At 54.1% G+C, this 13,978-nt stretch carries 8 protein-coding genes; 3 read left to right on the top strand and 5 right to left on the bottom strand.

All coding sequences use genetic code 11. The annotated features are described in order from the left end of the window. The first annotated feature begins 33 nt into the window (after window positions 1-33). Together R3C20_23800 and R3C20_23795 are read left to right on the top strand one after the other, a co-directional pair. Complete coding sequence (locus R3C20_23800; protein MEZ6043533.1) at window positions 34-1,206, top strand: endo-1,4-beta-xylanase; 1,173 nt, start codon at window positions 34-36, stop codon at window positions 1,204-1,206. 38 nt (window positions 1,207-1,244) lie between these two features. Then, window positions 1,245-2,549, top strand: a complete 1,305-nt coding sequence (locus R3C20_23795) for a hypothetical protein (GenBank protein MEZ6043532.1) — start codon at window positions 1,245-1,247, stop codon at window positions 2,547-2,549. Between the two features lie 231 nt (window positions 2,550-2,780). Here R3C20_23795 and R3C20_23790 read toward each other — a convergent pair whose 3' ends face one another. From R3C20_23790 to R3C20_23770, 5 genes are all read right to left on the bottom strand, one after another. Then, the gene (locus R3C20_23790) at window positions 2,781-4,211 is read right to left on the bottom strand and encodes a DUF1501 domain-containing protein (GenBank protein ID MEZ6043531.1); all 1,431 of its coding nucleotides are present in this window, start codon (window positions 4,209-4,211) and stop codon (window positions 2,781-2,783) included. A gap of 57 nt (window positions 4,212-4,268) precedes the next feature. Beyond that, window positions 4,269-5,267, bottom strand: coding sequence for a GNAT family N-acetyltransferase (locus tag R3C20_23785; GenBank protein ID MEZ6043530.1), 999 nt, complete (start codon window positions 5,265-5,267; stop codon window positions 4,269-4,271). Continuing rightward, window positions 5,267-9,697 (bottom strand): PQQ-binding-like beta-propeller repeat protein, encoded by a 4,431-nt coding sequence (locus R3C20_23780; protein ID MEZ6043529.1) that lies wholly within the window; start codon window positions 9,695-9,697, stop codon window positions 5,267-5,269. Before R3C20_23780 ends, R3C20_23785 begins: the two co-directional genes overlap by 1 nt. A gap of 413 nt (window positions 9,698-10,110) precedes the next feature. Next, window positions 10,111-11,211: a UV DNA damage repair endonuclease UvsE gene (uvsE, locus tag R3C20_23775; protein MEZ6043528.1), complete on the bottom strand. Its 1,101-nt coding sequence runs from the start codon at window positions 11,209-11,211 to the stop codon at window positions 10,111-10,113. Window positions 11,212-11,241: 30 nt separating this feature from the next. Continuing rightward, window positions 11,242-12,027: a DUF3365 domain-containing protein gene (locus tag R3C20_23770; protein ID MEZ6043527.1), complete on the bottom strand. Its 786-nt coding sequence runs from the start codon at window positions 12,025-12,027 to the stop codon at window positions 11,242-11,244. Window positions 12,028-12,307: 280 nt separating this feature from the next. On the opposite strand from R3C20_23770, the gene R3C20_23765 reads away from it, so the two are divergent. Further along, window positions 12,308-13,873, top strand: a complete 1,566-nt coding sequence (locus tag R3C20_23765) for a sulfatase (GenBank protein ID MEZ6043526.1) — start codon at window positions 12,308-12,310, stop codon at window positions 13,871-13,873. The last annotated feature ends 105 nt before the right edge of the window (window positions 13,874-13,978 follow it).

Here is a 13,978-nt window from a genome sequence, read left to right as displayed (position 1 = left end):
AACAGTCAAGCCCCTACGACCTGGAAGTGGAACTTGCGGGGGCAGCTGTCCCGGCTTCGCAATCAGTACTTCACCTGGACCACGTCCGGGTTGCAGACATCAAAAGAGCTCGATCGGTTAATGCACGAGGCCCACCGGTCATTTCGAAGCGCGGTTCTGCGAACGGAAGCTCCCGAAACATCAGGAGCGGCAGCCCTGCTTTCGATGGACATGTCCGCAAAAGCGGTCGTTTTGTTATGTCGACATTACACCGAACAGCGGCTGACATTCCGGAAATCCAGGTCGGGCCATCTGCCCGTCTTTCTCGGTTGCCATCTGGACCGAGTGCCGGAAGATGAGGAGGCTTTTCTGCAGGCGTTCAATGCGGTACTGGTGGACACGCCATGGGCTCAGCTGGAGCCCAGTGACGGGACCTATACCTGGGACCATACCGACGCACTTGTCGAATGGGCACTGGAACATCGCATGTCGATTATGGGAGGCCCGCTCGTGGATTTGTCGACGCCGAAGTTTCCCGGATGGCTCGAATCCTGGAGCGGCGATCTCGTGAATCTTCAGAGCTTCACCTCCGACTATGTCGAAACTGTCGTTGGCCGATATGTGGGGCGCATCCGCCACTGGGAAGTTGTCGCGGGAGCAAATTGTGGTGGAGTCGGCCAGCTCAATGAAGAACAACGATTGAATATGGTCGTGCGAGCCGTCGAAGCAGCACGTCAGGTGGATGAACATGTCCAAATCAGCCTGCGCATCATTCAGCCGTGGGGAGAGTACCTGAGTCAGACACGCAACCGGCTGTCACCGATACAGTTCGCCGACACTCTGCGGCGGTGCGGTGTAAACCTGGCAGAGATCAACCTGGACGTTCGGATTCAGGATTCGCCTCGAAAGACACTGCCACGTGATAGTCTGAGCTTCTCTCAACTGCTGGACCACTGGGCGGCATTGCAGCTTCCGATCAACGTCATGCTGACGGTTCCTCGAAGCTTTGAAGGCGATGACCCCGATTTCGAATCGGAACAGGCCGAATGGCTACAGGCGGCGTTGCTGATGAGCCTGTCCAAGGATCGCGTTGCCGGAGTCTACTACCTCAACTGGCGAGACTGGGATTCTGATGATGGCCAAACAGGTCTCAAACGAAAGGACGGATCGAATCGGCCGAGTCTTGAAATGCTGCAAGAGGCTCGACGCTCACACTGGGGCGTTTAGTCGGACCGACTCCTGAGATAACGACAAGGATGTGGTGCATGTCTGCGATCGATGGTAATCGGACATACAACTGCCCCAACGGCGATTCAATCGGTCGTGCGATCCATCTGGCCAGACTATCGGCAGGGTGGCGGGGATGCGATCTCTGCGACGCCCGCTCGGACCATGAGGGGATCTCCGGCTCCACGACGCGCACAAACCACTTTGTGCGAGTTCAGAGAACCACGGGAATCATTCGGACTGAGAACGGCATTCGCGGTCAGTACCTGAACCAGCTCACCCGACAATCGATCGCTCCTATCGTTCGTGTCCTAGCCGAATCGTTGACAACGGCCGACGCGAACGGCGGCCCTGTGTCCTCTTCCCAGCAGCCCGCCCGATCCAGTGATGCCGAAAAGGACTTCCCCCCGGAGTTCGCGGCCAGCGCATTCGTCATCGTCGGTTACGACAACCGAGCGTCCTCTCCCGACATTTTTGTGGGGGTAACCGCAATACTTCGTGAAGTCGGTCTGGATATCATCGATGCGGGTCGATGCACCCCGGCTTCGGTCTGCGAAACACTCCGCCAGCAGCGAGCTGCCGCCGGGGCAATCTTCGTAACAGGTTCTGGTTTTGGGCCGGATTACACCGGGCTGGACGCTTTCGATTCGCACGGAGATCCACTTCCGGTTGTGTGGAAGGACCATGGAATCACTGTTCGCGTGCTGCGGCACGAAACGGATGAGGCTGGTCACCTTGCGTCGGCTCCGGAACCTGATAATTCACTGGCGAACTTACTGATTCCACGTCGAATGTCTGCTGCACCGCGGCAGCAACTGATTCTTGAGATTCCGGAATCACTGAATTACCAGTTGCAGGGGAGATCTGTCCGTACATCAGGCCATCACAACGTTGTGGATTGCGAAACGCATTATCGTCAATGGGTACGACGCTGGTTTCCTGCGAAGGCGGTGCCGGCCACCTCAACTCCTCTTCAGGTGCTGTCTGACGACCCGATCATTGTCAACCGGGCCCACTGGCTGGCAGAGGAAACAACACTACCTGTGGTTGTCAGGAATTATGATGACAAACGCTTAACGGAACCAAAGGCATGGAGACTGATGATTGATGAAGATGATCGTCATTTTCGTGTGACTACTCCATCCGGCCGTGAACTCGAATTGTCTGAAATGGCAGCGATGATCAACAGAAACTCTCATTCGCGAACAACTCACATGACGGCCCACGTCGATGAGGCTTCGGGGCGATTCTGGTTGTCTGACACCGCCCGCCCCACGTCCGGAGCCATCATCGAACATATCCGGGATCCATTCGTCACGATTGCTCTGCTGATGGCTCGCTGATCGACAGCGTGGTTCCCGCGAATTTTCACGGACTGTTCGCCGCAGCCGCAACGCAGTTTCAACGTCTGGAAGCTGCAACAGACTTCGTGATACATCCTGTCCACAAAGTCACGGGCCCTCCTTGCTCTGACCGAAATGAAATGCGGCCAGAGCCGAATTGGCAAGATGCCCGGCGCATTTGCCTGGTCTTACGAGTGGATGGCTTTCCGCAACATCATCGGAACAGATTCATTAAGTGGATCGGAGAATTGGTTGAAGGACGTTTCCAGCGACATCGGTCAGTCGATAGTTTCGTCCATTGTGGAACCAGGTAAGTCGCTTGTGATCCATTCCCATCAGATGCAGCATTGTCGCGTGCAGGTCATGAACGCTCACCGGATTCACCTCGGCTTTGTAGCCAATTTCGTCCGTCTCACCGTAGCTGACTCCGCCTTTAATTCCGGCTCCCGCCATCCATGTGAGAAAGCCGTTGGGATTGTGATCACGGCCATCGCCGCTTTGTGAAACTGGCATCCGTCCGAATTCACCGCCCCATATCACCAGGACGTCGTCCCAAAGACCTCTCTGTTTGAGATCCGTCAGCAAACCAGCGATCGGAACATCGGTTTCGCGGCAATGGCCGATATGGTTTTGAGTGAGCTTGTTGTGAGCATCCCATTCGCCGTCGCTGTAGACCTGGATAAACCTCACACCGCGTTCAATCAGTCGCCGTGCGATCAGGCACTTCCTTCCATAGTAGCGCGAATGGTCCTGATTCAAACCGTATAATTCCTGCGTTTCCGCCGTTTCCTTCGTCAGATCAACGGCATCCATTGCCTCAGACTGCATTCGGAATGCAAGTTCGAAAGACTCGATGCGTGCCTGCAGATCTCGTTCGTGCGGAAGGTGCTGCAAATGCTTCTGATTGAATTCCCGCATCAGGTCGAGCTGTCGCCGCTGGTCAGAACCAGTGATGTCGGCAGGCCGTTTCAGATTCAGCACTGGTGAACCCTGCGATCGAAACAGAGTGCCCTGATAACTGGAGGGAAGAAAACCACTGCCCCAGTTAAGAGGCCCCCCCTTCACGCCCTGACGGTTTTCCAGTACGACATAACCCGGAAGATTCTGATTTTCACTGCCAAGGCCGTAGGTCATCCACGAACCGGCAGATGGGAACCCGGGGCGGGGAATCCCTGTGTTGATCTGATACAGCGCCGGAACATGATTGTCCGATTCGCTGTAGCAGGATTTAATAAATGCGATGTCGTCCACATGTCTGGCAACGTTGCTGTAGTGTTCGCAGACCCACTGCCCGGACTGACCATATTGATCAAATCGAAATGGCGATTTCATCAGCGGCCCGGGATCACCGAAGAACACTTTGATATCAACGCGTTTGCCGTCGTTCTTTGTGAGTTCCGGTTTTGGATCAAACAAGTCGACTGCACTCGGCGCGCCTTCCATAAACAGCCAGATAATCGCTTTTGCCTGCGGTGTGAAATGCGGCTCGCGTGGCTGTAGCGGACTGCCGACGGCTTCCTGAGACTGTTCTGCCTTTGCCGAACCACCGAGCAGATCTGCCAGCGCGAGCATTCCCAGACCACAGCCGGATCGACGCAGCATCTCTCGGCGATTCGGAACGACACTCAGTCTGCCACAGGGGAAAAGGGATGGATTGGTCATTCGTTTCAATCTGTCTTCGGTGCCACAAACAGGCGATCAGGTAACTTGTGGTCTATGCTATCCCACTTCAGCGTCCATGAACAACAAACTGTAAGAATTCACAGACACGAATCCACACCGCGCGTAGAACTGCATGGCGGGTTCGTTGGAAGAGTCCACAAATGCCATCGTCGAGCCAACATGCAAACCGAATTTGTTCTCTGAAATCCAGTCACCAAATACGCGGTCGCATTCTTCCAGCAGTCTTCTTCCCAGTCTTCGACGACGGTATTTGGGAACAACGCCGATGTACTCAATACAGGCAAAGGGCGCCGGAAAAGTATTTCCGCCCGATTCTCCGCGAAGATACGACTGGTCGTTGTTAAGCGAAACACAGGCGATAGCACAAACGTGATTGCCGATGCATCCGGTGACCACGATTCCATTTTTCTGTCCCCACACCGCTTCCAGTTCATCCGGCGACGGGCGAGGGATTTGAAGAAGGTCTGTTGAGTTTGACAGGATTTCTTCAAGAGCCGCAACAATATCGTCGCTTCGTTGGGCAAACATCTTTGGGGACAGCGGTTGAGCGTTCCATTCAATCTCTGAATCTGTTTCTCTTTCACCCCGGTTCTGGAGGTGGTTCAACTGGATTCCAACAGGACGTCGCGCGACGGAAACAACTGTTGCAGCCTTTCTGAATCCGGCAAGACGGAGCGTCTCGATTTGAAACGATTCAGAAATCGGCGCAAGGCAGTGGGCACCCTTGAGCCCCGCTTCCGAAGCCATTCGGATGCACTCGCCGATAAGCTCCTTCAGTTCGGACACGGCGTGGTTGTTCAGCCAGATCGGGAGTGTCAGCGAAAGTGTATTGTCAGGTTCAAAACTGTAGCCGACCGCAATGGAAGGGCGTCCATCCTGCAAAGCAATCAGACCGGAAAAGTCTGTGCCAATCGGTGTTGAGATCCCACGGAGCCGAGCCAGAGTGGTCATCAGGTGATCGACTCGAATGATCTGAATTCGATCGTTTCGGCGGGCTCTGTCATCGCAGGGCGTCTGATCTCCGTCATCCATCATTACTGAAAGCCCGGGGCATCGATTGAGTTCGTTGCAACCGTAAGAATGGATTCGGAGCAGTACAGTTTCAGCAGTTTCAGGTCATCTTCCCACGTGGCGCGAATTGGATTGGCCGGATACAGCGTGGCATCTTCGGCCAGCAATTCCCCGGTTTCCATACTGACGACCTGCAGTCTCATCTTCCTTTCGATACGTCTGCTTCGAAATCCCTGATTGAAAGCCGGCAGTGGGCCCTGCATATAGGTCCACATGACGAAATACGGACACCGATCATCATGCGTTGATGGTGCAACGCAGGGGTCGACTCGGCGATGCCAAAGGACACGGCCGGTGGTTTCATCAATGCACATCAATGTCCCGGATTGCAAACGAAGATCATCCAGGCGTCCGGCCGCGGTAAATCGCTGATTTATTTCCTGCTCGTCGTTAATACAAACGAACAGGCGTCCGCTTCGCCGAAAGGCGGTCATTCCAAAGATGTATCGCGTATTCACCAGGCCACCGAATGGAATGCGATGCAGCAATTGCGCCTTTTCGACATCAATCAGCAGCAGCTCCTGCTGATTACTGACCGCGACAGCGCGTTTTCGATCAATCGCGCGAATCACGGGTTCAAGTGTCTCATAGACACCAATCGAGTGATCCGTGAACAGATCCTGCTGTGTCGTGATATCAATGAGTGCAAGGTGACTACCATCGCGACGGCACAGCATCCGTCCGCCAAGGACAAGGCTGCCTTCGAATTCAATGGCATCCAGCTTCAGCGGTGTAAGTCTCCGACCGTCGACGGTTGAGTATCGTTTTAGAAGTCGATCGCCTGTCGAGCCGACAAGTGTCGTGGCTTCATCGCCCAGAATCTGTTCATTTCGGAACATGTACCGTCCACCATCAAAATGAGGGCACGCGTTGCTCCAGAGAACCTGACCTGTCAGCGGGTGCAGGCGATGCAATCGAGAGGCTGAGCGGACAATCAAATGGTCGCGGCCGATCGAACCGATCTCAATTCGAGAGGAAGCTCGGACGGGATCGTCAATGGGTCGATCCCACAACAGCTTCGCCGAACCAGAACGCACAACGCTGATCGCCGCCACAGAATCGGGACTTGAAAGAACAATCAGGGAGGGATTCTGGGGAGATATGGTGCTCCAGGCGTTGCTCAGATACTTCATGTCAAGATGAACGCGATCAGTACAGCTTCCATCTGTAAGATCGTAACCAGAGACAACAAGCTGTGACTGATCGACTCGGAACAGAAAGCGTCGATGCAGGTCAAACGGGTTCTCGACGCTACCATGAATCATCGCTCTCCCCACAGACTGGTCGATCTCAGTGCTGATCGCATCGGTCGTCCGAAACTGCAGCGTTTCACCAATTGTGACCTGAGAAGATTTTGCCAGACGCGATTGATCTTCGGGTTGATTCTGCTCGGAAAACCCGTTCGCTTTCTGAATGGATTCCAGGGCGGGTTGCCAGGAGCGAAGTTGGCGCAGACGGACTTCATGCTGCGGTTCTTCTGTTGTCGACTCAGACAACAGAAGAACTTCCGCAGACGCAAGATCACCGCGCAGCAGCATTCGGTCGGCCAGTGATTCCCGTACTTCTTCAGCCGCGTCTGCATCATCTGCCAGCATTGTCGATGCCACAGATATATCCGCCGGAGTCACAGGCAGCCCCACCGAACTCTGTCGTGATCGCGCTAATGACTTGAAAGTGGCTTCCTGTTGTTGCCGGAACAGATCACCTTCAATCGCATTCGCGACCAGCATCGGGCTGATCTGCCAGCTTTCCGTCATCGTCACGTTGTCACGGAACCACCGACCATTCTTCTGCATCCTGGACAGATCGAGCTCTTCGACACCATAAGCGACGGCAAGCAAATGAAACAGAACGGAGTGCTGCCGCGCCAGACGCACATGACGAAGCCAGTCCAGGTAACCGATCACCTCATCAACGGCCAGATCCGTTTGACCGGATGTGGAATCGCGATTCACGAAAGACTCATAGGCGGTCGACAGGATTAATTCGGCTGCAAAAGTTTCCAGAGCTTCTCGAACGCGCTGTTGACTCTCTTCGGGCTGAGCTGAAGGTTGACTGTCTAAAGTACGAATCGCCAGCCTGATTGCCTCATGCGTTTTATCGCCCAGCACAAGGCTTCGGGCATACTTCAGAAAGTCAGTCAGAGTTGGCTGAGCAGCTTCCCGTTTCTCCATTCTTTGCAGCAACACGTCATTGCGAAGGAACGCAGACACCTGAACCGTGTCGCTCACGTAGACGTACTGATCATCACCCGTCACCGTACCGGAGATGTGTGGTAACCCACCGGGCAGCACGCGTGGATCGCAACGATAAACTGTTCCATCGGAAACACGAACCTGAGCAATTCGGCCGTTGGATTCCGGAATCAGACACAAATCACCGGTGCACCACGCGCGCCCCGTGGACGGTATGACTTCTGCCGTCCAGACTTCCATACCGCTTTGAAGATCGAGTGAACGGCAGTGCTGGCTCCCAACCAGGACCACATTGCCGTCTGTTATTCCTGCGACATAGTGATCATCGGCCCCTTTTGTCTGCGAATTCGTACGCGGTGCCTGCCAGAGTAGATGGCCATCAGCCACATTCACGCACGAAACCAGCGCTGAACCGGGACTGGAAGCCACCATCAAGTCGCCGTGCAGCGTGCTGAAAAATCCAATCCCCGAATCCTGATCGGCGTCCAGCAGTCGTTGCCGCGTTGCCGCTATCCCAAGGTCATCATTCACAACGCACGTCGCCCAGTTCAGCGCCCCGTCGGATTGTCGACAGGAAACAATGATGCCATTCCAGAGACTGCAGACGACGTCGTCATTCCACGTATGGAGGGAGGATGCCGTTTGCGCGGCCGACATATCGGTGACACCTGCAAGAGGCTCACTCTCGTGATACACCAGCGGTTGTTGCCAGATGAGCTCCCCAGTCGTCCGTTCAACGCAACTCAGCAACTGATTCGCATTCAACGTCGACAGCAGGAACAACCGACTCTCGTAACCGACGGGACTCGAAAGAAAGGAATGACCGTCGAACGGATTCGTCGCTGTTCCGGAATGAACATCTTCGGTTCCTGTAGCCTGAACCGCATCGCGTCGGTCGTCTTCCACTTTTTCACGGAGATCTCCTTCGCCTGGATGCTCAGTGCCCCCGGAATCGAATCGGTACCGGAAACTCTGGTCGCCCAGAATCCATGCAATCGGGTTGCTGCGTTGTTCTGCATCAAGCTGAACAGCTACCAGGCGAATACCCATGCCGCGGCGCTTATTCAGGTCCGAAGGGAAATCCTGCCCACCAGGATTGATCAACTGCAATCGCTGTTGCCCCCCCAACTGCAGTCTGAGTTGACCAAACGGATCTGCATTGCGAGGCGAATTGGAGTATTGATCACGGCGATTTGAGGCATCAAAGCCGTCGATAAAATACACAAACTGACCATCGCATGTGAAGTTTCCGAAGGCCGCTCGTGACATCAGGGGATCATCAAAATGGATTGTTTCATCAATCGAGAGGCGCGGTCGGCTTCTTGTTGTCATCTCCGTATTTTCTGACTGTACGTCGCATCGGACCGACCACAGCACCTCACCTGTAGATCGATCCAGCGCGGCCAGTTTTTTAGGCGAGCGAACAAGAACTCGATCCCCCGAAATGATGGGTTGCCAGTTACAAAATGACACATGAGTCCCGGATGAGATACCTGGCACAGAAGACAGCAGATTGTCGCCACGCCACGTCCAGACCGGCTCTGGCCACGGTGGACTATCGGTTTCAGATACAGTCGGGAACAATTCTGCGTTTGCGTATCGCTGACCGTATGCGGAACCGTTTCCGTGACGCCGCATCACTTCCTGCATTGCTCGTCGAAGGGCTGCCATCCTTCGCTCAAACGGAGGTATTGCACCGTAAACTGATTCACAGGTACGCAACAGTATTGATGCCTGCTGCACCTGTCCTTTTTCAATCAACAGTGCCATCAGCAGTTGTGCTGCTTCAAATCCGGCGGATGTTAATGGATAACTCCGCGCGACTGATAAGATGGCACCTGCGTCACGTCGAGCGACAGCCTGGTTCAGGGCAACAGAAGCATTGGTCGACCATCGCCGATCCCATGCCTGACGCACAGATGGCGACGCGTTTCGAAGAAGCCGTACCTGCCAGGCGTAGTGTCCCTTGATTTCACCAGTTTCAGAATCAATGGACAGCGAATCCGGGCCCAGAAACGGACGATCGGCCCCCCCGGTGGAATTGTTGCCATTCGCCTGGAGATTTTCTTCGAGAACCTGCAATTGCCTGTCGCGGTCTCTCGCAATCACCAGGAGCTCGGACAACGTTTGAAGGTCTCCGTGCGGATGAGCCGCCGCTGTGGGCTCTTCGAACTTCATTTCCTCGAGTTGCGCTGCCACAGCACACAACTCCTGCCTTCCGAACATGCTCGCCGCAAACAATAAAATGGCGAAATGTCGAGATGTTCGAAAAAGCCTGTTCATCTGCGTTCCATCAATGGTTTGCTGAGATGACTGTGATTGATTCGCAGGGATCCCGGATCAAACGACGCACGAATCCTGATTCCCGAAAGCGGGCCCAGTCATGCAGCACGAATGGAGCGTATTCGCATTGTCCGGCTGTGAAAAGTGGAATTGCCTGCCATCCAGTGATTTGCAAATTTCAAATTCTGCTGGTTTCGCGACGGTCACCAGAGATTGCAGGTCAACCGAAGCAAGCTCCCTGCATGACCCGTCAGAACAGGCTTCCGAAATGCGCCGCGGAAGACCTTGGCTTGCGTTTCACTGACGTGCAAGCCGTTCAACAGACGCAGTCACAGAATGACGCCGTCCGCATGCGAGGAGTCATCAGAAAGTTGCCGGATCAACTTCAGCACGGCCAGCTCTTTCGCTCTGGCTTCGATTTCGACCGTCAATCTCTTCTGCCGCCAACATTCCGGAAAATCATTCAAGTCAATGAAATCGTGATGTCGCTCGGGTTTTGGCCCATTCCATCCGTCCATCGGACTGGACAGGTGAAACATTGGCTCACGATTCCATGTGGCGACGGCTTCTTCTGTTGCAACCTCGACTGTCAGGCCGTCCTGAAGACATCGATGATGATGCACGTCGTAGACAAGCGGTATGCCTTCTGCCCGGCATAATGGCAGCAGTTCAGCGGGAGTGTATGTCGTGTCATCGTTTTCAACTGTCAGCCTTTTTCTCGCGCGATCTGTTAAGCGATTGAGGGATTCGGCAAATCGCCCCAGCGCCTCAGACTTATTGCCGTAGGCTCCGCCGCCGTGAATGTTCAGCACATCCGCTCCCACCCATTCAGCCACTTCAGCCTGATACTCGAGTTCACTCAGCGAACGATCGACAACATCCGGGCGCGGTGAATTCAGAACGACGAACTGATCGGGATGGAAACTCAAGCGAATGTCATTTGTCCCGGCAAACTCACCACACGCCTGAAAACGCCGGATGATTTCGTTTCCATCCGGAAGTTCACTGATATCGTATCCGCATTCGGAATGAGTCTTTACCGGCAGAATCTGACTGTTGATTCGAAAACAACCGATGCCATTTTCAGCGCAGAAGTGAAGTGATTTCTGCAGAGCATCGGCGTTGTGCAGGCAAAGTCCGGACAGTTTTTCCAGAGCCAGATCCCTGTTCATCGCCTTCACGGCCTTGACCGTTGTGTTCCGAAACTTAATTGGCTGCTCCGAAAAGATACAGCAAAGACCGAAGCGGGGCTCGCCAAAACTGGGCTCGCCCTCGGGCGTCAGTCGAGTCACTGGTCGCAATTCTGACATTGATGGCAATTCTGAACGTTGGTCGCAATTCTGAACGTTGATGGCAGTCCGGACGCTGATGGCTGCATGGACGATGATGGCTGCATGGATGATGATGGCAGTAAAAATCCGTAACAACATCCACAGGCCCGGCGAAGTGGTTCGTTGCCGTCATACCCTTATTGTGGGTGATCCCGATTGAGGAATTCGTGCTTCCGCTTTCGGCTGTTCTGATGTGTGAGACGGGAGTTTGGCGTCTCGCGGAACTTCTATCCAAAACCATCCACGCAAATCGCCTTCACTGAATCCGGTTGCTTTGTCGTTCGGGTAATGGAGTTTCAGGGCATCCCTGACATCCGACGCAATCTGCTCTTCGGGACCATGGCAAATCTCACACTTTTTCTGAAGCATGATCGGCAGGAACGCTCCAAAGGCGTCTTGCGGTAAAGTCACAAAACGAGGTTCATCAATTCTGTCTTCAACAAACTTGTTGGCCCAGTCTGGTGATGGATTTGCACCGCTCCTGAGTTTGAAAGACGTCCGACCGATTTCTACCCCAAACTCATGTCCAACCTGTTCCGAAAATGCGGACGCATCGACGCGGCAGACTTCGATTGCCTTCGCGGCTCCATCGTTTTGAAGAACACCCATCAGGCGATTGGACAGACGTTTGAACAATTCATCCTTCGCCGCAAGAGCAATTTCCTTTTGTTGCTGTTGCGATTCATTCAGTTCCGTCAGCAGTTCGAATGGCGTCGTGACTTGCCCATCTCTTTCAGAGCTGGCTTGTGGGGCCCCAGTGGGTCCTGACGTATCCGTCCGAGTTCCACAGCCAATTGCTATTCCACAGCTAATTGCTAACAGGAGAATGCTGTTCGCTAAAGCCACCACGACTCTGCTTTGGCCCCGAAGAGGCGAGGATTCCGTCAACATGATTTCGCTTTGCACTCGTTTCATCTGATTTTGTCCCACGCACACAATTCCATGATGTGAATCTATCTGCCGTGAATGATACTCGACACGAAAGATTTCGCTAAGAGGGCATCTGTGCTCAGGACAATTCTCGATGCATGCCACCCATATGATTCGAATTCCGCTCAATGATCCTTCGGATTAACCGGCAGAGTGGCGAAAAGGGCACCTGGCCATCAGAATGTGATCGGAAAGCCGCAGATCAAGAGCCCGTCCAACGTATGGCTTTCGTCCCTCATTTGCCTGAAGCGCAGGAAATTTGCTGATGCTTTCAACACGAATCGTACTTGCTTTTCTGCTTGGACAGTTCCTCTTTTCCTGCATCGCTGTCGGACAAAGTCAGCGTCTGAACCTTTTGATTATCACAGTCGATGACATGAGCGCGGATTCGCTCGGGGTTTTCGGGTGCAGGCTTGCGGACACCAGCCCGCATGTCGACAAGCTCGCATCCGAAAGTCTTCGGTTCACAATGGCTCACGTGCAGGTTGGCAACTGTATGCCGTCACGAAATGTTATGTGGTCCGGGCGTTATCCGCACAACAACGGCGTCGAGGGCTTTTACCAGGTTCGAAATCCCGGCTACCCCGTTCTCTGCGACCTGATGAAGCAGGCGGGCTACTTTACTGCGATTCGGCACAAGGTCTCACACTCAACACCCTATTCACCGTATCAGTGGGACTTGAATCTTGATACGGCAGAGAATGGACGTCAGCGCCACACAAAAGACCCGGTATCTTACGGCGATGCTACGAGGCAGGGGATTCAGGCAGCTGGCATGCAGAACAAACCGTTCTGCCTATTGATCAACATCGCAGATCCGCATAAGCCTTTTTTTGCTGAAGGAAATCGCGGGCAGACGGTTCCGGATGAATACGTCCCCAGTCGAGTCTTCACGGCGGAAGAGACGCCAATTCCCGGTTTTCTGTTCGATGACCCTGTCGTTCACAAAGAACTTGCCCATTACTATTCGTCCGTCCGACGCGCGGACGATGCGGTCGGCCAGATTCTGCTGGCGCTTGAGGAATCAAAGTTGGCGGACAGAACGCTGGTCATGTTCCTTTCCGATCACGGGATGCCGCTCCCATTTGCCAAGACACAGCTCTACCACCACAGCACCCATACACCTCTGATGATCCGCTGGCCAGGAGTTACAAAGCCCGGCAGTATCGACAACCGGCATATGGTATCGGCCGTGGATTTTACTCCCACGTTGCTTGACATCTTCAGCATCGATCATCCAGCAGGGCTCGACGGTCGCTCGTTCGCTCCGCTGCTGAAGGGGCAAACTCAAAGCGATCGAGATTACGTCTTCAAGGAGTACAACGAAAACGCCGGAGGTTCTCGGGACCCGATGCGTGCCGTACAGACTGCAGAATATCTTTACATCTTCAACCCCTGGTCGAATGGTGAACGCGTCATGGCCACAGCAACCACCGGGACCTCCACATACCGACGGATGGCCGAACTCGCCAGGGTCGATGATGCCATTCGATTCCGCCATGAGCTCTACCAGCACCGGGTTCCTGAAGAGCTGTTTGACGTTCGAAATGACCCGGATTGTCTCCATAATCTGATCGCATCTCCCGCTCATCAGGAGACCGCGGAGAAGCTCCGACGGGAATTGGAAGCATGGATGAGTCGCACGTCTGACCCGATGCTGCCAGTCTTTCAGAATCGCTCAGACCAGGCATTTCGTGAGTCGTATATTCGCACCAAAGAGGCCGAGGCTGCTGAACGTCGTGGTGGGAGTCGAAAGAAGGCGTCGAAGAAAGACAACGGCAACCGGAATACACCGACACCGGGAAACAAGAAATCCAGGAAGACGAAGTAGTCGGCTTCTCTCCGTAAATTGATCGTTCAAAGTCGGTCGGTGTCATTTTCTCGCCACCCTGGGAAATGAACGCGCACTGCAGCGACTGCACTTCCTGATTCTGCT

Source organism: Planctomycetaceae bacterium (assembly GCA_041398825.1).
GTDB lineage: Bacteria > Planctomycetota > Planctomycetia > Planctomycetales > Planctomycetaceae > F1-80-MAGs062.
Note: the sequence above shows the minus strand (reverse complement) of the source record. Positions and strands in the feature narration are given on the sequence as shown.

What these genes read in the sequence shown, in the direction of transcription:
- R3C20_23765 (MEZ6043526.1), top strand. Translation starts at nt 12,308, where the DNA reads ATGCTTTCAACACGAATCGTACTTGCTTTTCTGCTTGGACAGTTCCTC.
- R3C20_23785 (MEZ6043530.1), bottom strand. Translation starts at nt 5,267, where the DNA reads ATGATGGATGACGGAGATCAGACGCCCTGCGATGACAGAGCCCGCCGA.
- R3C20_23790 (MEZ6043531.1), bottom strand. Translation starts at nt 4,211, where the DNA reads ATGACCAATCCATCCCTTTTCCCCTGTGGCAGACTGAGTGTCGTTCCG.
- R3C20_23770 (MEZ6043527.1), bottom strand. Translation starts at nt 12,027, where the DNA reads ATGAAACGAGTGCAAAGCGAAATCATGTTGACGGAATCCTCGCCTCTT.
- uvsE (MEZ6043528.1), bottom strand. Translation starts at nt 11,211, where the DNA reads ATGTTGTTACGGATTTTTACTGCCATCATCATCCATGCAGCCATCATC.
- R3C20_23795 (MEZ6043532.1), top strand. Translation starts at nt 1,245, where the DNA reads ATGTCTGCGATCGATGGTAATCGGACATACAACTGCCCCAACGGCGAT.